Source organism: Streptomyces sp. NPDC006925, from assembly GCF_042869575.1.
Taxonomy (GTDB): Bacteria; Actinomycetota; Actinomycetes; order Streptomycetales; family Streptomycetaceae; genus Streptomyces.
This window is the reverse complement of sequence record NZ_JBIAGB010000023.1, coordinates 16,425-37,968: the sequence shown is the minus strand read 5'-3', so window position 1 is coordinate 37,968 and position 21,544 is coordinate 16,425. Positions and strand designations below refer to the sequence as shown.

The following is a 21,544-nucleotide window of genomic DNA, read 5'->3' as shown; positions in this document are numbered from 1 at the left end:
GCACCGGAGCGGACCTTCCCGTTCCGGCAGGTCGTCCCGTACCCGCGTCCGTCACAGTCCCACAGCCCCGGAGTCCGTGCCCGAAGAGGCAGGAGGACCCGGTGGCCCCCCACCCCCAGGCGCCGCTCGCGCCGCAGGCCGAGCGCGACGCGATGCGCCGTGCCATCGCGCTCGCCGCGCGGGGACTCGGCTCCACCAGCCCCAATCCCGTCGTCGGCTGCGTCGTCCTCGACCACGTGGGACGCCAGGTCGGGGAGGGCTGGCACCAGCGGGCCGGCGGCCCGCACGCGGAGGTCCACGCGCTGGCCGAAGCGGGCGAGGACGCCCGCGGCGGCACCGCCGTCGTCACGCTCGAACCCTGCGATCACACCGGCCGCACCGGCCCCTGCTCGCGCGCCCTCATCGACGCCGGGATCTCCCGCGTCGTCTACGCCGTGCCCGACCCCGGCCCCGGCTCGGCGGGCGGCGCCGCGACCCTCGCCGCCGCCGGTGTCGAGGTCGAAGGGGGGCTGCTGGCCGACGAGGCGGCGGCCGGCAACGCGGCCTGGCTGACCTCCGTCCTGCACGGCCGCCCGTACGTCACCTGGAAGTACGCCGCCACACTCGACGGCCGCACCGCCGCCGCCGACGGCTCCAGCCGCTGGATCACCTCCGCCGAGGCCCGCGCCGACGTGCACCGGCTGCGCGCCGAGTCCGACGCCGTCCTCGTCGGCTCCGGAACGGCCCGCGCCGACGACCCGCACCTGGCCGTGCGCGGAGTGCCCGGCGCCACCCAGCCGCTCCGCGTCGTCGTCGACACCGAGGCCGGCGCCGTACGCGCCGGAGCCCGCGTCCTCGACGGCGCCGCGCCCACCCTGATCGCCGTCGCACGGGACGCGGACACCGCCGAGCTGGAGGCCGCGGCCGAGGGCAGCCCGACCGAGGTGCTGCGGCTGCCGCGGGCGGCCGGCGACCGGGCCGGACTCGACCTGGACGCGCTGCTGACCGCCCTGCACACCCGCGACGTGCGCGCGGTCCTGCTGGAGGGCGGCGCCACCCTCGCCGCCGCCTTCGTCGCCGCCGGACTGGTCGACCGGGTCGTCGGCTACCTCGCCCCCGTGCTGCTGGGCGCGGGGCCGCCCGTCCTGGAGAACGCCGGAATCAGCACGATCGCGCAGGCGTTGCGGCTCACCGTGAGCGACACCCTGCGCATCGGCCCCGACCTGCGGGTCACCGCGGTCGGCAGCACCGCGCACCCGACCACCCGCCCGTCCGCCGCCGTCGCCGGGCAGCCCGAACAGACCGAGGAGTCCTGAGTGTTCACCGGAATCGTGGAAGAACTGGGCGAGGTCGTCGCCGTCGAGGACCGGGGCGGCTCCGCACGGCTGCGGCTGCGCGGACCGCGCGTCACCGCCGACGCGCAGCACGGCGACTCGATCGCCGTCAACGGCGTGTGCCTGACCGTCGTGGAGACCCGCGACGGCGAGTTCACGGCGGACGTCATCGCCGAGACGCTGGAGCGCTCCAGCCTCGGAGCCCTCACCGCGGGCTCACCCGTCAACCTGGAGCGCCCCATGGCGCTGGGCGGGCGGCTCGACGGCCACCTCGTCCAGGGGCACGTCGACGGCACCGGCACCCTCACCGCACGGCAGGACGCGGACAGCGGCACGGACCTCACCATCGGGCTGCCCGAGGGGCTGGGCCGCTACCTGGTCGAGAAGGGTTCCATCACCGTCGACGGCATCAGCCTCACCGTCGTGGAAGCCACCGACGCCTACTTCACCGTCTCGCTGATCCCCACCACGCTCGCCCTCACCACGCTCGGCACCAAGCAGCCGGGCGACCCGGTCAACCTGGAGGTCGACGTCCTCGCCAAGTACGTCGAGCGGCTGCTGGGCCCGACCGCGCAGGGCATCCCGCAGCCGCCGCGCCCCGGCGATGCGGCACCCTCGCAGCAGAGCGGCGCCGCACAGCAGAGCGGGGCGGCGCGATGAGCGGCCTGCACTGGCTGAACCAGGAGGCGTTCGCCGCCTTCGGGCAGCACGTCATCTGGTCCGACATGCTCGGCAACCTGATGGGGCTGCTCGGGCTCGCGCTCGGCTGGCGGCGCTCCATAGCCACCTGGCCCGTGCAACTGCTGTCCGGGCTGATCCTCGTGGGCGCCTTCGCCTCAGCGCAGCTGGCGGGCGGCGTCGGCAAGCAGCTCCTGGTCATCGGAGTGGCGCTGTGGGGCTGGCGGCAGTGGGGGCGCGGCCGGCGGCAGGCGCAGGACGGCTCCATCGCCGTACGGTTCGCCACCTGGCGGGAGCGGGGCCTGCTCGCCCTGGGCACCGCGCTGGGCACGGCTGCCGTCGGCACCCTCTTCACTCTGGTGCCCGCACTCTCCTGGAGCCCCTGGGCCGACGCCTACATCTTCGTCGGCACCCTGGCCGCGATGGTGGCCCAGGCACGCGGACTGGTGGAGTTCTGGCTCGCCTGGCTGCTGGTGGACGTGGTCGGGGTGCCGCTCGCCTTCAGCAGCGGACTGGCCTTCTCCGGCCTCGTCTACGTCGTCTATCTCGCCCTCGTCCTGTGGGGGCTGCGTGCCTGGTGGCAGCGCTCCCGCGAGGAGGCGGGCGCGCGGGCCGCCGCCCGCCCCGAGCACGCGCTGCACTCGGCCGGAGCCGCGCTGTGAACGCGCCGTACCCCGCCCCGGCGCACCGCAAGGAAGGAGCACGCCCATGACCGCGCTGCCGAACTGGTACGACGCGCCCCCCGCCCCGCGATCCCCGTCCGAGGCGGAACCGGCCGACCCCGGGGCGGTGTTCGGGCTCGCGCTCGACCCCGTGGAGGAGGCGGTCCGCGACCTCGCCGAGGGCCGCCCGGTCGTGGTCGTCGACGACGAGAGCCGGGAGAACGAGGGCGACCTGGTGGTCGCCGCCGAGCTGATCACGGCCGAGACCGTCGCCTTCATGATGAGCGAGTGCCGCGGCCTGATCTGCACCCCCATGGAAGGGGCCGACCTCGACCGGCTCGCGCTGCCCCAGATGGTCGCCGAGAACACCGAGTCCATGGGCACCGCCTTCACCGTCTCGGTCGACGCCACCGGCGCGCACGGCGTCACCACCGGCATCTCCGCCGCCGACCGCGCCGCCACCATCCGGCTGCTCGCCGACCCCGGCACGGCACCGGCCGACTTCGTCCGGCCCGGGCACGCCTTCCCGCTGCGGGCCAGGCCCGGTGGTGTGCTCGCCCGCGCCGGGCACACCGAGGCGGGCGTCGACCTGGCCCGGCTGGCCGGGCTGCGCCCCGCCGCCGCCATCGTGGAGATCGCCGGCGAGGACGGCACCATGCTGCGGCTGCCCGAACTGGTCCCGTTCGCACGCAAGCACGGGCTGCGGATCATCTCCATCGAGGACCTGATCGCCTACCGTCGCTCCGCCGAGCCCACCGTGCGGCGCGAGGCGACGACCCGGCTGCCCACCCGGCACGGCGACTTCCGCGCCTACGGCTACCGCTCCGTCGTCGACGGGGTGGAGCACATCGCGCTCGTCGCCGGCGACCTCACCGGCCCGGGGGACCCCGGGCATCCCGCCGACGGCGAGGACGTGCTCGTACGAGTGCATTCCGAGTGCCTGACGGGCGACGTCTTCGGCTCCCAGCGGTGCGACTGCGGACCCCAGTTGGAGGCGTCCCTGGAGCGCGTCCAGCAGGAGGGCCGCGGCGTGGTGCTCTACCTGCGCGGACACGAGGGCCGCGGCATCGGACTGCTGTCCAAGCTGCGCGCCTACGAGCTCCAGGAACGGGGCCGCGACACCCTCGACGCCAACCTCGAACTGGGGCTTCCGGCCGACGCGCGCGACTACGCGGCCGCCGCGCAGATCCTCACCGACCTGGGGGTGCGGTCCCTGCGGCTGATGACGAACAACCCGGAGAAGACGGCCGCGATGGAGCGGCACGGCCTGCGCGTCACCGGACGCGAGCCGATGCCCGTGCAGGCGGGCGAGCACAACCTGCGCTACCTGCGCACCAAGCGCGACCGGATGGGCCACGACCTGCCCTGGCTGGACGCCGAGCGCAGCTCCCCCTGCGGCACCCAGTAGCCGCGGGTCCGGATCCGCGGGGCGTTCCGAGGAGCTCGGTCTCCGCGCGGATCCGGGACACCGGCAGCACCACCACCACACAGCACACGACACACACGCACGAGGAGCACCGTGAGCGGCAAGGGCGCACCCGAACTGACCGTCAAGAACTGCCAGGACCTGCGGGTCGCCGTGGTCGCCGCGCAGTGGCACCAGCAGGTCATGGACGGCCTCGTCGACGGCGCCCTGCGCGCGCTGCGCGAACTGGGCATCGACGAGCCCACCCTGCTGCGCGTCCCGGGCAGCTTCGAGCTGCCCGTCGTCGCCAAGGTCCTGGCCGACCGCGGCTACGACGCGATCGTGGCGCTCGGCGTCGTCGTCCGGGGCGGCACCCCGCACTTCGACTACGTCTGCCAGGGCGTCACCCAGGGGCTCACCGAGGTGTCGGTGCGCACCGGTGTCCCCATCGGCTTCGGCGTGCTGACCTGCGACGACGAGGAGCAGGCGGTGGCCCGCGCGGGACTTCCCGGCTCCGGCGAGGACAAGGGACACGAAGCGGTCACGGCCGCCGTGGCGACCGCCGCGACGCTGCGCACGATCGCGGAGCCCTGGCGGTGAGCGCTGCCCGCCACCGCGTAGGGTGAGAGGCACCATGGCGAACAAGACATTCGAGCAGCTCTTCGCCGAGCTGCAGCACAAGGCCGCCACCGGCGACCCCGGCACCTCCCGTACCGCCGAGCTGACCGCGCAGGGCGTGCACGCCATCGGCAAGAAGATCGTGGAGGAGGCCGCCGAGGTCTGGATGGCCGCCGAGCACGAGGGCGACGCGCGCACGGCGGAGGAGATCTCGCAGCTCCTCTACCATCTGCAGGTGCTCATGGCCGCCAAGGGCCTCTCCCTCGACGACGTATACGCTCACCTCTGAGACCCGGCACGACCTGCTGCCGCCGTACGAACAAAGGAAGCTCCCGCATGCTGCGCATCGCCGTCCCCAACAAGGGTTCCCTCTCCGGACCTGCGGGGGAGATGCTGCATGAGGCCGGGTACCAGCAGCGCAAGGCCAGCAAGGAACTCGTGCTGGTGGACCCGGAGAACGACGTCGAGTTCTTCTACCTGCGTCCCCGCGACATCGCGATCTACGTCAGCTCCGGGCGGCTGGACATCGGCATCACGGGCCGCGACCTGCTGCTGGACTCCGGTGCGCGGGCCGAGGAGGTCCTCCCGCTCGGCTTCGCCCGCTCCACCTTCCGCTACGCGGCCAAGCCCGGCACCGTCAGCTCCCTCGACGACCTCGCCGGGCTGACGGTCGCCACCTCCTACGAGGGCATCGTCGCCAAGCACCTGGCGGACAAGGGCATCGACGCCTCGGTCGTCCACCTGGACGGCGCGGTGGAGACGGCCATCGAGCTGGGTGTGGCCCAGGTCATCGCGGATGTCGTGGAGACCGGGACCTCGCTGCGGAACGCGGGCCTGGAGATCGCGGGGGAGCCGATCCTGGAGTCCGAGGCCGTCGTGATCCGCCGGACCGGAGCCGATCCGCACGGGCCCAAGGTGCAGCAGTTCCTGCGCCGTCTCCAGGGCGTCCTGGTGGCCCGCAGCTACGTGATGATGGACTACGACATCCGGGCCGAGCACCTGGAGCAGGCCGTCGCGCTCACCCCCGGACTGGAGTCCCCGACCATCTCCCCGCTGCACGACCAGGGCTGGGTGGCCGTCCGCTCCATGGTCCGCACCACCGAGGCGCAGCGGATCATGGACGACCTCTACGACCTGGGCGCCCGCGCCATCCTGACCACGGGCATCCACGCCTGCCGCCTGTGACCGCCACCGGAGCACGCTCATGACCGACAGCCCCCGGGTGCCCGCGCTTCCCGTCACCTTCCGGCCCACCCGCACCCGCGCGGTGCTGCTGAGCGCGGGGCTCGCCGCGTTCGTCGTCATCACCGCGATCTCGCTGATGCTCCAGCTCGGCGGCGGCGAACGGGCCAGCTTCATCTGCACCGCCGCGCTCTTCCTCGGCGTGCTGGTGCTGCTGAGCCGCCCCCGGGTGACCGCGGACGAGGACGCGGTGACGGTCGTCAACCTCACCACCAAGCGGCGCCTCGCATGGGCGCAGGTGCTCGCCGTCCATCTGCGGCCCGGCGACCCCTGGGTCTCGCTCGACCTGGCCGACGGCACCAGCCTGCCCGCGATGGGCATCCAGCCGGGCATCGCCAAGCAGCAGGCCCTCGCCGACGCGCGGGCCCTGCGGGCACTGGTCGACCTCAAGGGCGTCCCGGACACCGCCCCGAACGGAGTACCGGGCGACGCCGCGGGCGGGACGGGGTCCGAGGCCGGAAAGTAGCGGCCCGGCCGCCCGTCGCGGCAACCCCGGCGCGGCGCCGCGCGTCTTCGCGAGGTGCGGCCCAGTGTCTACTCTGGAGCACACCGGCGTGAGCCGCCCCGCGCTCGCGCGGGCACCTGCGAACCGAGGAGTGAGACCCTCCAGCGATGGACGGATCGTCCTGTAGTACATGCGCCGCGTCCCGTCTCCACGGGGGCGCGGCATGACCCTCCCGCTCGTCCTGCTCGGTGTGGCGTTCCTGCTCGTACTCGCCAACGGCTTCTTCGTCGCGGCCGAGTTCGGGCTCGTCACCGTCGAGAGACCCGAAGCCGAACGCGCCGCCGCGGAGGGCGACCGCAAGGCGCGCGGCGTCGTCCTGGCGCTGCGCGAGCTCTCCTTCCAGCTCTCCGGTACCCAGCTCGGCATCACCCTCACCTCCCTGGTCACCGGCATGCTGGCCGAGCCCGCGCTGGCCCGGCTGCTGAGCGGGCCGCTGGGCGCGCTCGGGATACCGTCCGGCGCCGTCGGCGGAATCGCCGTCGTCACCGGCATGCTGACCGCCTCCGCGGTCCAGATGGTCGTCGGTGAACTGGTGCCCAAGAACTGGGCCGTCTCCCGCCCGCTGGCGGTCGCCCGGTTCGTCGCCGGTCCGCAGCGCCTCTTCTCCCGCACGTTCCGGCCGGTCATCGCGGGCCTGAACGCGGCGGCCAACCGCCTGGTGCGGCTCTTCGGAGTCCAGCCGGCCGAGGAACTTGCCTCGGCGCGCACCCCCGGTGAACTCGTCTCCCTCGCCCACCACTCGGCCCGTGCCGGGGCGCTCGAACAGGACACCGCCGACCTGTTCGTGCGCACCCTGGCGCTGGGCGGGCTGACCGCCCAGCACGTGATGACGCCCCGGGTCCGGGTCGGCGCGCTGCAGGCCGCGGCGACCGCGGAGGACGTCCTCAACCTCACCCGCGCCACCGGCCTCTCCCGCTTCCCCGTCTACCAGGACACCCTGGACGAGGTGGTGGGCATGGTGCACCTCAAGGACGCGCTCGCCGTGCCCGCGCACCGGCGGCTGCACACCCCTGCAGCCCGGATCGCCGTCCCGGCGCTGCTCGTCCCCCAGACACTCCCCGTCCGCCCGCTGCTGGCGCGGCTGCGCAGCGAGCAGCCCATCGCCGTGGTCGTGGACGAGTACGGCGGAACGGCCGGGGTCGTCACGCTGGAGGACATCGTCGAGGAGATCGTCGGCGAGGTGCGCGACGAACACGACGGGCAGCTCTACGACGAACTGCCCGAGCTGGCCCCGGCGCCGGCCGAGTCGGAGGGCCGCCCGGCCTGGGAGGCGGACGGCGGCTGCCGGGTGGGCGCCCTGCGCGGCATCGGCCTGGAGGTCCCCGAAGGCCCCTACGAGACCGTCGCCGGACTCGTCGCCGACCTGCTGGGCCGCATCCCGGTACCGGGCGACACCGCCCGGCTGCGGGTGCCGCAGCCGCGGGCCGGCGAGGACGGCCCGGAGTGGCAGCTGCGGGTACGGCACGTGGCGCACCACCGTGCCGAACGGGTCCGCATCGTGGCTCCCGACTCCCGCGCCGCCACCCGCCCCGCCGCTCCCGCCGGACCGGCCGACGGCGCATCCCGGCGGCCGGTCCGGAAGGTGGAGGCGGTGGCGTCATGAGCGTGCTGCAACTCCTCTTCGCCGCACTGCTGGTGCTCGCCAACGGCTTCTTCGTCGGCGCCGAGTTCGCGCTGGTCTCGGTGCGGCGCAGCCAGATCGAGCCGCTCGCGGCCGGCGGATCGGTGCGTGCCCGGCGCGTGCTGCGCGGACTGGAGACGCTGCCGCAGATGATGGCCGCCGCGCAGTTCGGGATCACCGTCTGCTCGCTGACGCTGGGGGCGGTGGCCGAACCGACGCTGGCCCACCTGCTGGAGCCCGCCTTCCACGCCGCCCGGCTGCCCGAGGCGCTCGTGCACCCGGTGGGCTATGTGCTCGCGCTGGCCGTGGTGGTCTTCTTCCACCTGGTCGTGGGCGAGATGGTGCCCAAGAACCTGGCGATGGCGGCGCCCGAGCGCACCGCGCTGTGGCTCGGCCCCGCGCTGGTCGCCTTCGCGCGGCTGACCCGGCCGGTCACCGCCGCGCTCGGGGCGTGCGCCACCCTCGTCCTGCGGCTCTTCCACGTCGAGCCCAAGGACGAGGTGGCGGCCGCCTTCACCAGCGAACAGCTCAACCAGCTCGTGGACGACTCCCGCCAGGCGGGCCTGCTGGAGCCGGACGAACACGAGCGGCTGGCCGACGCGCTGGAACTCGGCTCCCGGCCGCTGACCGACGTCCTGCTGGGCCGCACCGAGCTGGTCACCGTCGGCACCGACGTCACCCCGCGCCAGGTGGAGGAGCTGACGGTGCGCACCGGCTACTCCCGCTTCCCGGTGCGCGCCGAAGACGGCGGCTTCCTGGGGTACCTGCACGTCAAGGACGTGCTCGACCTGGAGGAAGCCGACCGGGCCGTGCCGCAGCGGCTGTGGCGCCCGATCGCCACCCTGCGCGGCGAGCTGCCGCTGGACGACGCGCTGACCGCCATGCGGGCCGGTGCCTCGCACCTGGCCGCCGTCGCCGACGCCGCGGGGCGGGTGCTGGGCGTGGCCGCGCTGGAGGATGTGCTGGAGATCCTGGTCGGCGAGGTGCACGATCCCGCCCACACCGACCCGGGCGGCCCCGGGCCCGGCCCTGCCGCCGCGGCGCCATCCGCCGGGGCCGGAGGTGCCGTACCGGGTGCCCGGCGGCTGCCGGACGCCCGGAGCGGCGGCGCGGAGGGCGTCAACCCGGCGGCGGCTGCGGACCCGGAGGAGAGCCGTCCGGCCCCCGCCCCGACAGCACCTCGCCGTACGCCTGCATGAGGTCGGGCAGCCGGAGCGTCGCCAGATCGTCGCGGGAGGGGGTGCCCGCGTAGCCGGACAGCCGCAGATCCCGGTAGGCGCAGCTCTTCTCGTAGAGGGTGCGCAGGAAGCGGCCGTTGCCCAGCTCGTCGATCCAGCCCTGGTCGACGACGTGCCCGCTGATGCTGCGCAGCTCCTCCAGCGCCTCCTCGTCCCAGACGTCACCGTTGTCGGCGGCCAGCACCTCACCGATCGCCGTCAGTTCCAGCGGCCGGTAGCTGGGGAAGTCGACCCGGGTCGTGAAACGGGAGGAGAGCCCCGGGTTGGCCGCCAGCAGCCGGTCCATCCCCTCCGGGTAGCCCGCCAGGATCACCACCAGCTGGTCCCGGTTGTCCTCCGCGCGTTTGAGCAGCACCTGCAGCGCCTCGTCGCCGTACGCGTCGCCCTTGGAGTAACCCGAGTTGGAGAGCGCGTACGCCTCGTCGACGAACAGCACCCCGCCCAGCGCCGAGTCGATCAGCTCGTTGGCCTTGACCGCCGTCTGCCCCAGGAACTCGCCCACCAGATCGGCCCGCTGCGCCTCGACCAGATGGTCGCCGCCCAGCAGCCCGAGCGCGTAGAAGGCCCGGCCCAGGATCCGGGCCACCGTGGTCTTGCCCGTGCCGGAGGGGCCGGAGAAGACGAAGTGCCGCTTCGGCGGCTGGACGGGCAGCCCCTGACCGGCACGCAGCCGCGCCATGTGCAACTGCGCGGAAAGCGCCCGGACCTGGCGCTTGACCGGCTCCAGGCCGACCATCCGCTCCAACTCCTCCAGCGCCTGCGCCAGCAGCACCGGGTCCGAGGGCCCGGCCGGCACTCTGCCGTCCCCGGCGGCGGCCCGGCGCCCGCGCAGCACGCCCGTGTCGACGCGGACCGGTTCGGCCGGGTCGCCGGAGTCCTCCAGGCGCAGCGCGTCCACCTCCGGATCCACCAGCGGGTCGGCGGCCCCGGCGTCGTCCGCCGGCTCCGGCTCCCCGCCACCGGCGGTGCCCGGCGGCCCGCCCGGGTCCTTGCGGCGTGCGCCGCCGTCCCGGAACCCCGAGCCTCCGAGGGCGCGGCTCTCCTCGGCTGCGGCGCCGTCGGTGGGATCCGCCGGATCGGCGGGCTGTGCCGGGTCGCCGGGCGGTTCGGCACCTCTGTCGAACAGTTCCGGGGCCGTGGTCCGGTCCGGGCCGCCCAGCGAGCCGGAGAGCACGACGGCTGCCAGATCCTCCGCCGTGCCGCCACCGTCGCCGTCCGCGATCGTCGTCAGCCGGGCCGCCGTGTCCATGAACGTCGGGTCGATCCGGTGCACCGCGCGGTAGAGCGGCAGTGCCGCGGCGCTGCGCCCGGTGCCCTCGCGGGCGCGGGCCAACCAGTAGCGCAGTTCCTTGCGCTGCGGCTGCTCGCTGCGGCAGCGCATCAGTGCGGCCGCGAGCAGCGGTTCGGCCTGCCCGTACATCTCCAGTCGGACCCGGGCCATGCCCGCGAACAGCCCGGCCTCGATGCCCAGCAGGGGATCGTCCACCAACGGCTCGGTGTGCGCGACCAGCCCTTCCCAGTCCTTGGCCAGATAGGCCCGGCAGGCGTGCAGGAACCGCACCTGCGGGTCGGCGTCCACCGGGGGGCAGCCCGCCAGGGCACGGTCGAGTTCGGCGACGTGGCGCCCGTCCAGCCAGTGCGAGGCGTGCGCCAGCAGCAGGTCCCGCTCGTACTCCAGTACCGGCTGCACCCACCAGCCCAGCCAGTACCAGGAGTTGAGGGTGCGCCCGTGCCGGGCGCGCTGTTCGCCGAAGCGTTCCCGGTGGTGGTGCATCCGCAGCAGCGCGGTCGCGGTGTCGGCGCGCAGCGCGTGCAGGCCCAGCCAGGCGTCGGCCATCCCCGGATCGAGCCGCACCGCGGTGCGGAACTCCTCCTCGGCCTGCGCGTATCCGCCGATGGTGTACGCGTCCACCCCGCGCAGCCAGGCGAGTTCGGCCGGGGCGTGCAGGCCCTGGGGGTCCTGCGTGCCGAAGTTCATCACGTCCCCCACGAAATGTCCCCCGTCATCTGCCGGTTATCACCCGGGGTTCCCACGCTGTTCCGCATCGTACCCGTGCTCAGGGCGCTGTCGAAGGGCGGTCTACCCGGCTTCCGGGCGTGCGGAACGGCCTGCCGGGGCGGGATGCGAAGGGGGGTCCGGCGCGGAAGGGTATCCGTAGAGCCGATACAGAGGGTGAGAGAAATACGAGTCTCTTATTCCGCTTCGGGTGTTCCGAGGCAGAACGAAGCCCCCGGTCACGGGGGAACAACCGGGGGCTTCGCGTCCGAAGACGGCCTGCGCAGACCGCCTGTTGGAAAACTAATCGGTCCTGCGCCGATGGTCAAGCCGCTCGGTTGCACACCGTACCGACAGTATGCCCTCAACGGCCGTCGCTTATACGGAGCGTCATATTCAGCGGCGGGCCCGGCGTCTCTTCACGCCTCTCCCGCACCTCGTATCCCATGCGTCCCGGGCCCGTTTCGCGTACCAGGAAGTCCGCGAACGGGCGCGACGGGTCGGCCGCGAAATGCGCGCGCTCCGCGGGGATCCACCGCGCCCAGAAGTCCCGCTGCTCCGGGCCGTCGCGGCGGCGCCCGCGCCGCCACGCGTCCGCGGCCGCCATCTCGACCCACAGCAGCGAGGCCAGCCGGGGCCGCAGCGCAGCCCGTCCCGCCCCCACGCCCTCGACGAGGACGACCGGCGCGGGCGGCAGCCCGGCCTCCGCAGTGAAGGCGCGCGCCACCCAGTCGTAGACCACGTAGCGTGCACGGACCCCCCGCTCCAGCGGTTCGAGGACCTGCCGGGTGAGCCGCTCCGTCCAGTCGAACAGTCCCTCGTGGCAGGCCAGGTCGTCCAGGTGCAGCACCGGCGCCCCGCCGAGCCGCTCCGACAGCTCCCGGGCCAGGGTCGTCTTGCCCGATCCGGCATGCCCGTCCACACCGACCAGACGCACCGGCCCGCACGAGGCGGGCAGCGCGGCGAGCCGGTCGGCGAGCGCGTCGAGCAGGAGCGGAGCAGGCATCCTCTCAGCGTACGTCCCGATTCACACAAGTGTGCGGAACCCTCCCGTGCCGGCGGGACAGCCACGGTGCGTCACTGGTCTCGGCCAATGACGGCGGCATGCCGAGCGGCCGAAGCCCTGGCACGCACCCCGCCGAGCCGCGATAGTTGGCTTCCGCGTACGGCCCGGACCGGACCGCAGGGCAGGACCGCGTACGACGCCGCGCACCACCGTGAGGCACCAACGCACCGACCCACGACTGGGGGCACTCCGCATGACCAGCAGATCCGCCAACCGCCGTACCGTCCTGGCCGCCGCCGTCGCCGTGGCCGCCTCGGCGGGCGCGGTTCCCACCGCTCTGGCAGCCGACGCCCGGACGGGTGGAACCACCGGCGCGCCGCACCCCGGCCGCCCGCCCCGGCCGGGTCGACCCGGGAAGGCGGGACAGGTGGAGTTCCACGACTGGGCCTCCCGGCGCGACTGGGCCACGGGCGCCGCCGACGGCACCCGGGTGCGGTCGGGCAGGCGCCCCGGCATCGTGCTCGGGAACGCCGCGGGCACCACCTCCTACAGCGATCCGCACACCGGCAGGAAGGCCGACTGGGAGTACGCCACCTGGACCTCGCCGCGCCACACCTGCGCCGTCCCGGCGAGTGAGGCCATCGCCTCCTGGAACGCCCACACCCCCGAGGGCACCTGGATCCGGGTCGAACTGCGCGGCAGCTACTCGGACGGTGGGCACACGCCCTGGTACACCATGGGCATCTGGACCTCGGGCGACGGCGACGACGTACCGCGCCGTACCTCGGTCGGCGGCCAGAAGGACGGCAAGAGCACCATCTACACCGACACCTTCGCCGTGGACGACCCCGCCACCGGGCTCCGCCTGACGTCCTACCGGATCCGCCTGACCCTCTACCGGGCCCCGGGCAGTCGCGCCACCCCCACCGTCTGGCGGGCCGGCGCGATGTGCTCCGACGTGCCCGACCGCTTCGAGGTCCCCGCCTCCGAGCCGGGCCTCGGCCGGGACGTCGAGCTGAAGGTGCCGCGCTACTCGCAGGAGATCCACAAGGGCCAGTACCCCGAGTACGACAACGGGGGAGAGGCGTGGTGCAGCCCCACCTCCTCGCAGATGATCATCGAGTACTGGGGCCGCAGGCCCAGCGCCGAGGACCTGGCCTGGGTCAACCCCGACTACGCCGACCCGCAGGTCTGCCACGCCGCCCGGTACACCTTCGACTACCGGTACGAAGGCTGCGGCAACTGGCCCTTCAACGGCGCCTACGCCAGTACCTACCGGGACATGAACGCGGTCGTCACCCGCGTGAACTCGCTGAACGAGGCCGAGGAACTCGTCGCGGCGGGCATCCCGCTGATCACCTCCCAGTCCTTCCTCGAGTCCGAACTGGACGGCGCCGGATACGGCACCTCGGGTCACCTGATGACCGTCATCGGCTTCACCGCGTCCGGCGACGTCATCGCCAACGACCCCAACTCACCGGACAATCCCTCCGTCCGGCACGTCTACCGGCGCCGGCAGTTCGAGAACATCTGGCTGCGGACCAAGCGCAAGAACGCCGACGGCAAGGTCGTCGGCGGCACCGGCGGCATCTGCTACCTCTACTTCCCGACGAAGCTGACCGGCGCCCAGCGGCGGGTGCTGCGCAAGCACGGGGTGTGCTGAGCCGGTCGGGCAGGTGATCGGCGTACACCGCGGCCACCGCCTGACGGCAGCGCGGTTGCCGTCAGGCGGTGGCCGGCTTGTGCCGCAGTGCGCGCGGGGCGCACGGGGGCCCGAGCCACTGACGCGTCCGGCGCCGAAGCCCTCGCTCCCGCCCGGCCCGGGGGGAGGCACTGACCCGCAGTCGGGCCCCGGCCGGACCAGCCAGCCGTGCCCGCTCACCCCGCGGCTCTACGAACCCAGGCGCCGGCGCAGGGTGGAGGCGAAGTCCTCGGCCATCTCCAGGCGGGCGCGCAGCGTCTCGCAGCGCTCGTCAGCCACCTTGCGGTACGCGTCGAGCCTTTCGCGGAGCCGCTCGCGCTCCTCGTCGGCGGGTGGGTCGTCCGTGGCGGCGATCCGGTCGGTGATCTCCAGCAGGTCCCGCATCTCCTCCAGGGAGAAGTCCAGCGGCTTCATCCGGCGGATGACCATCAGACGCTCGACATCGGCCTCGGTGTAGAGCCGGAACCCGCCCTTGCTGCGGGCGGAGGGGATGACGAGGCCGACTTCCTCGTAGTGGCGGATGGTGCGCAGCGACAAACCGGTCCGTTCGGCGACCTCACCGATCTGCATCTGCCGCTCGCTCATGGCCGCGTCTTCTCCTTCTGTCATTCGCTGTTTTCGAAGACGGGACGACTCCGCCTGTGCGTGAGATGAATCACAGGATCTTGAGGGGGTTTACCTGCAATTCACAGCCCACGGGTCGCACTCTGCCCTCACGTCAGGGTAGAGTTTTCAGGTGTTCGCCTCCACCGTCCCGTACACGGTAGAGGTGATCTCGCCGTAGCGAAGGCCCCGGCGGGGGCCCGCCGGCGCCCGAGTCTTCCGGGCAATGATGCCCGATCGGCAACCGCGCGGTTGCCGCCCTGGTCCGGCGACCGCGCTGAGGCGGCCGGGCCGCCGGATGTTCCCGCTCCTTGCGGAGCCAGTACGACGCGTGTGCGTCCACGGCCTGGACGCGCGCCTGAACAGAAACGGTTGCATGTCCTCACCGCTTCCCGTGGCTGCCAAGCTGCGCCTGTCCAAGCCGGAATGGCTCGCCTCTCCCAAGGTGCTGCGCACCGAGGTGCTGGCCGGTCTGGTGGTGGCCCTCGCGCTGATCCCCGAGGCGATCTCCTTCTCGATCATCGCCGGCGTCGACCCGAAGGTCGGCCTGTATGCCGCCTGTGTCATGGCCGTGGTCATCTCGTTCGTCGGCGGCCGCAAGGCGATGATCTCGGCCGCCACCGGCGCCATCGCCCTCGTTGTCGCACCGCTGAACCACGAGTACGGGCTGGGATACCTGATCGCCGCCGTCATCCTCGGCGGTGTCTTCCAGATGATCCTCGGGGCTCTCGGCGTCGCCAAGCTGATGCGGTTCGTCCCCCGCAGCGTCATGGTGGGCTTCGTCAACGCGCTGGCCATCATGATCTTCATGGCCCAGGTGCCGGAGATGACGCATGTGCCATGGCCCGTATACCCGCTGATCGCGGCGGGACTGCTGCTGATGGTCCTCTTCCCGAAGCTCACCAAGACGGTGCCCGCACCGCTTGTGTCCATCGTCGTCCTCACGGTGATCACCCTTGCCGCGGGTGTCGCGGTCCCCACAGTCGGCGACAAGGGCAAGCTGCCCGGCTCCCTTCCCGTCCCCGGCCTGCCCGATGTGCCCCTCACCCTGCACACGCTCACCGTCATCGCCCCCTACGCCCTCGCACTCGCGTTGGTCGGTCTCATGGAGTCGCTGATGACGGCCAAGCTGGTGGACGACATCACCGACACCCACTCCAACAAGACCCGTGAGTCGGTGGGTCAGGGCGTCGCCAACATCGTCACGGGCTTCTTCGGCGGGATGGGCGGCTGCGCCATGATCGGCCAGACCATGATCAACGTGAAGACATCCGGCGCGCGCACCCGCCTGTCCACGTTCCTGGCCGGAGCCTTCCTGCTCGTGCTGTGCATCGCCTTCGGCCCCGTGGTCTCCGACATCCCCATGGCAGCGCTCGTCGCGGTCATGGTCCTGGTGGCCGTCGGCACCTTCGACTGGCACTCGATCCAGCCCAAGACCCTCAAGCGCATGCCGGCCGGTGAGATCGCGGTCATGGCCATCACGGTCATCGTGGTCGTCGCCACCGGCAACCTCGCCATCGGCGTCGTCGTCGGCTCGGTCACCGCCATGGTGATCTTCGCCAAGCGGGTGGCCCACCTCGCCGAAGTCACCGGCGTCGTCGACCCCGAGGGCACACAGGTCGTCTACGCCGTCACCGGCGAGCTGTTCTTCGCCTCCTCCAACGACCTCGTCTACCAGTTCGACTACAAGGGCGACCCGGACGACGTCGTCATCGACCTGTCCGACGCACACATCTGGGACGCCTCCTCCGTCGCCGCTCTCGACGCGGTGGAGACCAAGTACGCGGAGCGCGGCAAGCAGGTCACGATCATCGGCCTGAACGAGCCCAGCGCCACCATGCACGAGCAGCTGGCCGGGCAACTGAACGGCAGTCACTGACCAGTCGGCCGCCTCCCGGTGCCCGCCACGGAGCGTCCGCCCGGCAACCGGTTCCTCACTGTCCGCGCCCGCACCGCCTGCCGGACGACGGGCTCCACGTCCGACGCGCGGTCGTCCCCACGACCCGGGGAGCGAAGGAGCTGGGGGTGTTCATGGAGGCCCGGGGCTTGCGTGGGATCCTTCGCCTATGAGCACACCCCCTGAGGGATGGCCCCTCTACCGGGTCTTGACCGGGCCGGACGATGCCGCGTTCTGCCACCGTGTGAGCGAGGCGATGGGCATGGGCTACGAGTTGCACGAAGGCCCCGCCGTCACTTTCGACGGGGAGAACGTCGTCGTCGCCCAGGCGCTGGTCTGGCCGACGCGGTCGTAGGGTCCCTGAGAGCCCCGCCCGCCGTCGCCGAGAGCGGCGGCGGGCAGCTCAGGTGCGCTCCTCCGTGGCGCCCCTGCCGAACGGGAGCGGCTCGGCTCAGCCCCGGCGGGACTGCCGGCCGGGCTCCGCGGCCGTCGCGCCCGGCTCCGCCTCCGCGGCGGCCGGGTCCCCAGGCGGCCCGGATGCCGGGAGCGGTGCGGCCGGTTCCGGCAGCGTGCGGAACAGCAGCCAGCACAGGACCGGCATCAGGACGAGCGGGGCCAGGGCGGTCCGCAGCGAGGTCGCGTCGGCGAGGGCGCCCAGCGGGGGACCGGCCAGCCCGCCGACACTGACGGCGAGCCCGAGCGTGATCCCGCCCGCCGTGCCGACCCGCGAGGGCAAGTAGTCCTGGCCGAGAGTGACCTGCAGCGAGAAGGGCACGTAGAGGCCGACCGACGTGAGCGCCACGAACGGGTACAGGGCTGGGCCCGGCGCGACCAGCACGCCCGCGACCGCGCCGGTCACGACCAGGTACGACCAGCGGGCGACGGTGACCCGCCCCCAGCGGCCCGCCAGGGCGCCGCCCAGTACGGAGCCGACCGCGCCGCCGAGGTAGAGCACGAACAGGGCCGCCGTGCCCGTCGCGGAGCCGCCGCCCATCCGCTGCTGTGCGTACAGCGAGAGGAACGTGCTCAGTCCTACGAAGACGATCGAGCGGCACACCACGGCCAGCGACAACCGCACGAACGCGGCCCTGTCGTCCGCTCCGCACGCGCCCGCCGCGGAGGCCCCGGCAGTGTGCCGCCGTCCCAGCGCGCGCAGCACCGGCAGGCACAGCACGCTCCCAGCGAGCGCGGGCAGCGCCAGCAGCGGAGTCAGGCGCAGCCCGCCGGTCCCCACCACCGCGCCGACCATCAGCGGGGCGAGGGCGAAGCCGAGGTTGCCGCCCGTGGAGAACCAGCCCATGGCGCTGTGGCTGCCGCGGGACGCGATCCGGGCGATCCGGGCGGACTCGGGGTGATAGGCGGCCACGCCGATTCCGGAGACCGCCAGGAACAGCACGGTCGCACCGTAGGAGCCGCTGGTTCCGCTCAGCGCGATGCCCGCGCCGCCCACCAGCGTGCTGACGGGCAGGAGCCACGGCATCGACCAGCGGTCGGTCAGGGCACCGAACGCCGGCTGCACCACCGAGGACAGCAGGGAGGCGGCCAGCACCAGGCCGGAGACGGTCGCGTAGCCGTAGGCGCGCTCGGCGACGAAGAACGGGACCAGGGACGCCACCGCCCCCTGGTGGACGTCGACGCAGGCGTGCCCGACGGACAGCAGAGTGATCGAGAGGTTTCTTCGCACAGCGCCATGCTCCGGGGCGGCGCGGCTGTCGGGCTTCCGATAATCTGCCGAATGATGACGGATACCCGCCACACGCCGATCGCTCCGACGCACACCCGGCGACTGGCCTCCGGTGGCGCGATCGACCCGCACCGGCACGACGACCACCAGATCGTCTACGCGGGGCGCGGGGTGCTGATCGTCACGACCGGCTCCGGCTCCTGGGTCGCCCCGGGGAACCGCGCCATCTGGGTGCCGGCCGGCACGGTGCACGCCCACGAGGCCCGCGGGGAGCTCGACCTGCACCTGGTGGGGCTGCCCGCGACCGACAACCCGCTCCGCCTGGACGCCCCCACCGTGCTCGCCGTGGGCCCGCTGTTGCGTGAGCTGATCATCGCCTACACCCGCGCACCCGACGACGAGAGCCCCGAACGCGCCCGGCTGCGCGCGGTGCTGCTCGACCAGTTGCGCGCCTCCCCGCAACAGCCGCTGCACCTGCCGGCGCCGTCCGCACCCGCACTGCGCGCGCTGTGCGGGATCCTGCGCGCCGATCCGGCCGACGACCGCACCCTCGCCGAACTCGGCCGCCAGGTCGGCGCGAGCGAGCGCACCCTCTCCCGGCTGTTCCGCGGCGATCTCGGCATGACCTTCCCGCAGTGGCGCACCCAACTGCGGCTTCAGCACGCCCTGGTCCTGCTGGCCGAGAAGGAGCCGGTCACCGCGGTGGCCCACCGCTGCGGCTGGTCGTCGACCAGCGCGTTCATCGACGTCTTCCGGCGCACCTTCGGGCACACCCCGGGCTCCCACCCGGCGGACTGAAAGCCCCGGCCGCATGCCCCGGGGGCGACGGGAGGAAGCGGCCCGGACCGGCGCGGAAGCACAACCGTAGAGAGCTGCCGAGTGTCCAACTGATGGGCCGACGGGCCCTTCGAGTGTTCGGCTCCGCCCCTCGGAGGCTGCTGCGCCGCATGCGCCGAGGGGAATGGACGAACCGCAGTGACCGGGTATCGACCGCACAGCGCCACCGACCGGCGTGCACTCCCGAATCCGTCCCGGAAGGACATCCGATGCGCAAGTCGACCGTCGCAGCTCTCACCGCCTCCGGCGCGTTAGCCGGCATCATCGGCCTGGCGCCCACCGCCTCCGCCGAGGCCAGCCCGCCCGGCTGCCCCAAGGGGTACTTCTGCGCCTGGAGCGGACCGGACCAGACCGGTTCGCTGGTGCTCAGGACGGCGGGCAACTGGAGCGGCAGTGTCGCCTTCAGGTCCGTCTTCAACAACGGCTACGCCTACCCCGGCGCCGATCACGTCGACATGACCTACTGGTACGAGGGGACCGCCACCTCCTGCTTCCATTACAACCCCGGTCCCGGCCAGTACAAATGGACCGCCTACCGCACGCTCGTCGTCCAGAAGGTCGTGTGGCGGGGCGAGTGCTGAGCGTGCCGTAGGACCCGCCACCGCCTGCCGCGTGCCCCCCACAGTGGGGCGGCGGACTCCGCGTGGCCCGCCTCTCCGTCTTCGGACCACGCCATCTCGGCATCCGCCGGTGCCCGGGCCGTCCTGCGACGTCCGCGCGGGACGGCCCCCCTTCGGCGACAGCTCCCACCCGGGAGGCATCGGGTGGGAGGTGGCACTCGTGGTGACGTTGCGTATACCTCCGGCGACGGGCGGTGACGGCTCGGCGGCGGCGAGGCGAATCGGCGGGGTTTCCGGCGGTGGGGGCCTGACCAGGAGGGGCGCGGGTCAGTCGGGGCAGCGCTGCCGGTCGGTATCACCGCAGGTCAGCAGAGCTTCTTCGGGTGAGGACGGGATGCCGGCCCCGGATTGGCGTTCATGCCTTCGCAGGCGGAGGGTGGAGAGTGTGGCCGAGCAGCCGGGATGCAGTGCAGTCGGCCGACGGGCTCCGGCGATCCGGCCCTTGGAGGTGCATCATGGCTGACGGCAACCAGAAGGACCCGAAGAACCGGGGCACCACCACCGTCTCCGGCACGGTGGTTGCCAAGACGGCCGGTATCTCCGCCCGCGAGGTGTCCGGCGTCCACGCCCTCGGCGGAGCAGGGGCGCGTGCCACCGGAGCGGTGCGCCGGCGTGTCGGGGGTGAGGGCAGCGCCGCTCAGCAGGGCGTGTCCGTCGAGACCGGTGAGCAACAGGCCGCGATAGACCTGAGCGTCGTCGTGGAGTACGGCGAGCCTGTCCATCGCGTCGCCCAGCGTGTCCGGGAGCACGTGATCTCCACGGTGGAGAACACCACCGGTTTCGAGGTCGCCGAGGTGAACATCGTCATTCCCGATGTCGCGCTCCAGGAGGACGAGGAGGGCGACGAGGAGAGCGGCGCGGCCAGCGGGCGTTCGTTGCGCTAGACCCGGCGGGGCCGCGGATCCGGCGACGAGCCGCTCACGCCCCCTCGGGCTGTGCGAGCGCTGTTCGAGCCGACCGTCTTGCGATCCGGCGGAACCCTGTCCGACCTGCCCGCAGGGTGGCGGGGGCAGTCTGTGGCGCATATGCACGTCTCGATATGCGGGCGAGAAGGGCATATGAGCACAATATTTATATGTCTGATCATCAGTGCTGCCGAGGTGTGAACCGGTACCAGCAGCACCACCGCCCCGCCGGGCTCCGCCCTCCCGGCAGCGCCCGGTCGGCCGATCCGGGCTTCCCGTCCGAAAGAACTGCGCGCGGAAGCCTGCTCCAGGGGCGGTGAACCGCTCCCAGTGCCTGTTGGCAGCGCCTTTCCGAACCGTTCCGAGACCCGCGACGGCATGGGGTACCAGCCGAACGAGCCCGAGGAATCAGCTATGGAAGACAGTTGCAAAAAAGCGGTCATCGCCGCCGTCGCCGGTGGATACCTGCTCGGCAGGACGAGGAAGGCGAAGCTCGCGCTCGTCCTCGGTTCTGCGGTCGCCGGGCGCCGGCTGGGACTCGACCCGCAGGAACTGGTGAGCAAGGGCGTTCGGAAGCTCTCCGAGACGCCGCAGTTCGCGGCCCTCACCGAACAGGTGCAGGAGGAATTGCTGAGCACCGCGCGCACGGCCCTCAGCGCGGTCACCAACAGGCGTATCGAGTCCTTCACCGAGTCGCTCCGCGGACGCACCGAGAGCCTGAGCCCCAAGGAGGCGGCGGACGGTGAACAGGAGAGCGGCGAGGGCGAGGAAGAACGGGACGAGGAAGCCGGGGAAGAGCCCGAGGAAGAGTCCGAGGAGCCGCGGCGCAAGCCCGCGAAGAAGGCACCCGCCAAGTCGGACGGCGGCAGCCGCCGACCGGCGAAGCGCTCCGGCACCGGCGCGCAGACGGCCCCCGCCCGGGGACGAAAGCCGGAGAGTTCGTCCGCCAAGAAGACCTCAGGCGGATCGGACAAGAGGCCGGCCGCTCGTTCGAGCCGCAGGAGGTGAGTGG

21 protein-coding genes are annotated in these 21,544 nt (G+C 72.8%); 17 read left to right on the top strand and 4 right to left on the bottom strand.

What is annotated here, in order from left to right; genetic code table 11:
* The first annotated feature begins 152 nt into the window (after positions 1-152).
* The 10 genes from ribD to ACFYNS_RS25245 all read left to right on the top strand — a co-directional run bounded on the left by ribD (position 153) and on the right by ACFYNS_RS25245 (position 9,243).
* Positions 153-1,295 (top strand): bifunctional diaminohydroxyphosphoribosylaminopyrimidine deaminase/5-amino-6-(5-phosphoribosylamino)uracil reductase RibD, encoded by a 1,143-nt coding sequence (gene ribD / locus ACFYNS_RS25290; protein WP_388605262.1) that lies wholly within the window; start codon positions 153-155, stop codon positions 1,293-1,295.
* Positions 1,296-1,973, top strand: coding sequence for a riboflavin synthase (locus tag ACFYNS_RS25285; protein WP_360302499.1), 678 nt, complete (start codon positions 1,296-1,298; stop codon positions 1,971-1,973).
* Positions 1,970-2,653, top strand: a complete 684-nt coding sequence (locus tag ACFYNS_RS25280; protein ID WP_019356182.1) for a nicotinamide mononucleotide transporter family protein — start codon at positions 1,970-1,972, stop codon at positions 2,651-2,653. Before ACFYNS_RS25285 ends, ACFYNS_RS25280 begins: the two co-directional genes overlap by 4 nt.
* A gap of 46 nt (positions 2,654-2,699) precedes the next feature.
* Positions 2,700-4,061, top strand: a complete 1,362-nt coding sequence (locus ACFYNS_RS25275) for a bifunctional 3,4-dihydroxy-2-butanone-4-phosphate synthase/GTP cyclohydrolase II (protein ID WP_360302502.1) — start codon at positions 2,700-2,702, stop codon at positions 4,059-4,061.
* A 111-nt stretch (positions 4,062-4,172) separates the two neighbouring features.
* Positions 4,173-4,658, top strand: a complete 486-nt coding sequence (gene ribH, locus ACFYNS_RS25270) for a 6,7-dimethyl-8-ribityllumazine synthase (protein WP_360302505.1) — start codon at positions 4,173-4,175, stop codon at positions 4,656-4,658.
* A gap of 34 nt (positions 4,659-4,692) precedes the next feature.
* On the top strand, positions 4,693-4,965 hold the full coding sequence (locus tag ACFYNS_RS25265) for a phosphoribosyl-ATP diphosphatase (protein ID WP_360302508.1): 273 nt from the start codon (positions 4,693-4,695) through the stop codon (positions 4,963-4,965).
* A gap of 47 nt (positions 4,966-5,012) precedes the next feature.
* On the top strand, positions 5,013-5,861 hold the full coding sequence (gene hisG / locus ACFYNS_RS25260; protein WP_360302511.1) for an ATP phosphoribosyltransferase: 849 nt from the start codon (positions 5,013-5,015) through the stop codon (positions 5,859-5,861).
* A gap of 19 nt (positions 5,862-5,880) precedes the next feature.
* A complete protein-coding gene (locus ACFYNS_RS25255; protein ID WP_388605220.1) occupies positions 5,881-6,384 on the top strand; it encodes a PH domain-containing protein in 504 nt (167 codons plus the stop codon).
* A gap of 202 nt (positions 6,385-6,586) precedes the next feature.
* Complete coding sequence (locus tag ACFYNS_RS25250) at positions 6,587-8,026, top strand: hemolysin family protein (protein WP_388605219.1); 1,440 nt, start codon at positions 6,587-6,589, stop codon at positions 8,024-8,026.
* On the top strand, positions 8,023-9,243 hold the full coding sequence (locus ACFYNS_RS25245) for a hemolysin family protein (RefSeq protein ID WP_388605218.1): 1,221 nt from the start codon (positions 8,023-8,025) through the stop codon (positions 9,241-9,243). Before ACFYNS_RS25250 ends, ACFYNS_RS25245 begins: the two co-directional genes overlap by 4 nt.
* Here the strand turns inward: ACFYNS_RS25245 and ACFYNS_RS25240 are convergent.
* Positions 9,164-11,260 (bottom strand): AAA family ATPase, encoded by a 2,097-nt coding sequence (locus ACFYNS_RS25240; RefSeq protein ID WP_388605260.1) that lies wholly within the window; start codon positions 11,258-11,260, stop codon positions 9,164-9,166. The genes ACFYNS_RS25245 and ACFYNS_RS25240 overlap by 80 nt on opposite strands.
* 382 nt (positions 11,261-11,642) lie before the next feature.
* Positions 11,643-12,284 (bottom strand): uridine kinase, encoded by a 642-nt coding sequence (locus tag ACFYNS_RS25235; protein WP_388605216.1) that lies wholly within the window; start codon positions 12,282-12,284, stop codon positions 11,643-11,645.
* A gap of 253 nt (positions 12,285-12,537) precedes the next feature.
* On the opposite strand from ACFYNS_RS25235, the gene ACFYNS_RS25230 reads away from it, so the two are divergent.
* On the top strand, positions 12,538-13,947 hold the full coding sequence (locus ACFYNS_RS25230) for a peptidase C39 family protein (RefSeq protein WP_388605214.1): 1,410 nt from the start codon (positions 12,538-12,540) through the stop codon (positions 13,945-13,947).
* 228 nt (positions 13,948-14,175) lie between these two features.
* Here ACFYNS_RS25230 and ACFYNS_RS25225 read toward each other — a convergent pair whose 3' ends face one another.
* Complete coding sequence (locus tag ACFYNS_RS25225; protein ID WP_360294367.1) at positions 14,176-14,571, bottom strand: MerR family transcriptional regulator; 396 nt, start codon at positions 14,569-14,571, stop codon at positions 14,176-14,178.
* Positions 14,572-14,965: 394 nt separating this feature from the next.
* On the opposite strand from ACFYNS_RS25225, the gene ACFYNS_RS25220 reads away from it, so the two are divergent.
* Both ACFYNS_RS25220 and ACFYNS_RS25215 read left to right on the top strand, forming a co-directional pair.
* Positions 14,966-16,468 (top strand): SulP family inorganic anion transporter, encoded by a 1,503-nt coding sequence (locus ACFYNS_RS25220; protein WP_360294364.1) that lies wholly within the window; start codon positions 14,966-14,968, stop codon positions 16,466-16,468.
* A 187-nt stretch (positions 16,469-16,655) separates the two neighbouring features.
* Positions 16,656-16,841, top strand: coding sequence for a DUF1737 domain-containing protein (locus tag ACFYNS_RS25215; protein ID WP_360294362.1), 186 nt, complete (start codon positions 16,656-16,658; stop codon positions 16,839-16,841).
* 96 nt (positions 16,842-16,937) lie between these two features.
* Here the strand turns inward: ACFYNS_RS25215 and ACFYNS_RS25210 are convergent, their stop codons facing one another.
* Positions 16,938-18,170, bottom strand: coding sequence for an MFS transporter (locus ACFYNS_RS25210; protein ID WP_360294361.1), 1,233 nt, complete (start codon positions 18,168-18,170; stop codon positions 16,938-16,940).
* A 54-nt stretch (positions 18,171-18,224) separates the two neighbouring features.
* Here ACFYNS_RS25210 and ACFYNS_RS25205 point away from each other — a divergent pair, with 54 nt between their 5' ends.
* The 4 genes from ACFYNS_RS25205 (at position 18,225) to ACFYNS_RS25190 (ending at position 21,540) form a co-directional block, all read left to right on the top strand.
* The gene (locus ACFYNS_RS25205; protein WP_388605258.1) at positions 18,225-18,968 is read left to right on the top strand and encodes an AraC family transcriptional regulator; all 744 of its coding nucleotides are present in this window, start codon (positions 18,225-18,227) and stop codon (positions 18,966-18,968) included.
* A gap of 248 nt (positions 18,969-19,216) precedes the next feature.
* Entirely contained in the window at positions 19,217-19,588 is a 372-nt protein-coding gene (locus ACFYNS_RS25200) for a peptidase inhibitor family I36 protein (RefSeq protein WP_019356197.1), read from the top strand.
* Positions 19,589-20,082: 494 nt separating this feature from the next.
* Positions 20,083-20,511: an Asp23/Gls24 family envelope stress response protein gene (locus ACFYNS_RS25195; protein WP_360294355.1), complete on the top strand. Its 429-nt coding sequence runs from the start codon at positions 20,083-20,085 to the stop codon at positions 20,509-20,511.
* A 435-nt stretch (positions 20,512-20,946) separates the two neighbouring features.
* Positions 20,947-21,540, top strand: a complete 594-nt coding sequence (locus tag ACFYNS_RS25190) for a hypothetical protein (RefSeq protein ID WP_360294352.1) — start codon at positions 20,947-20,949, stop codon at positions 21,538-21,540.
* Positions 21,541-21,544 lie beyond the last annotated feature (4 nt).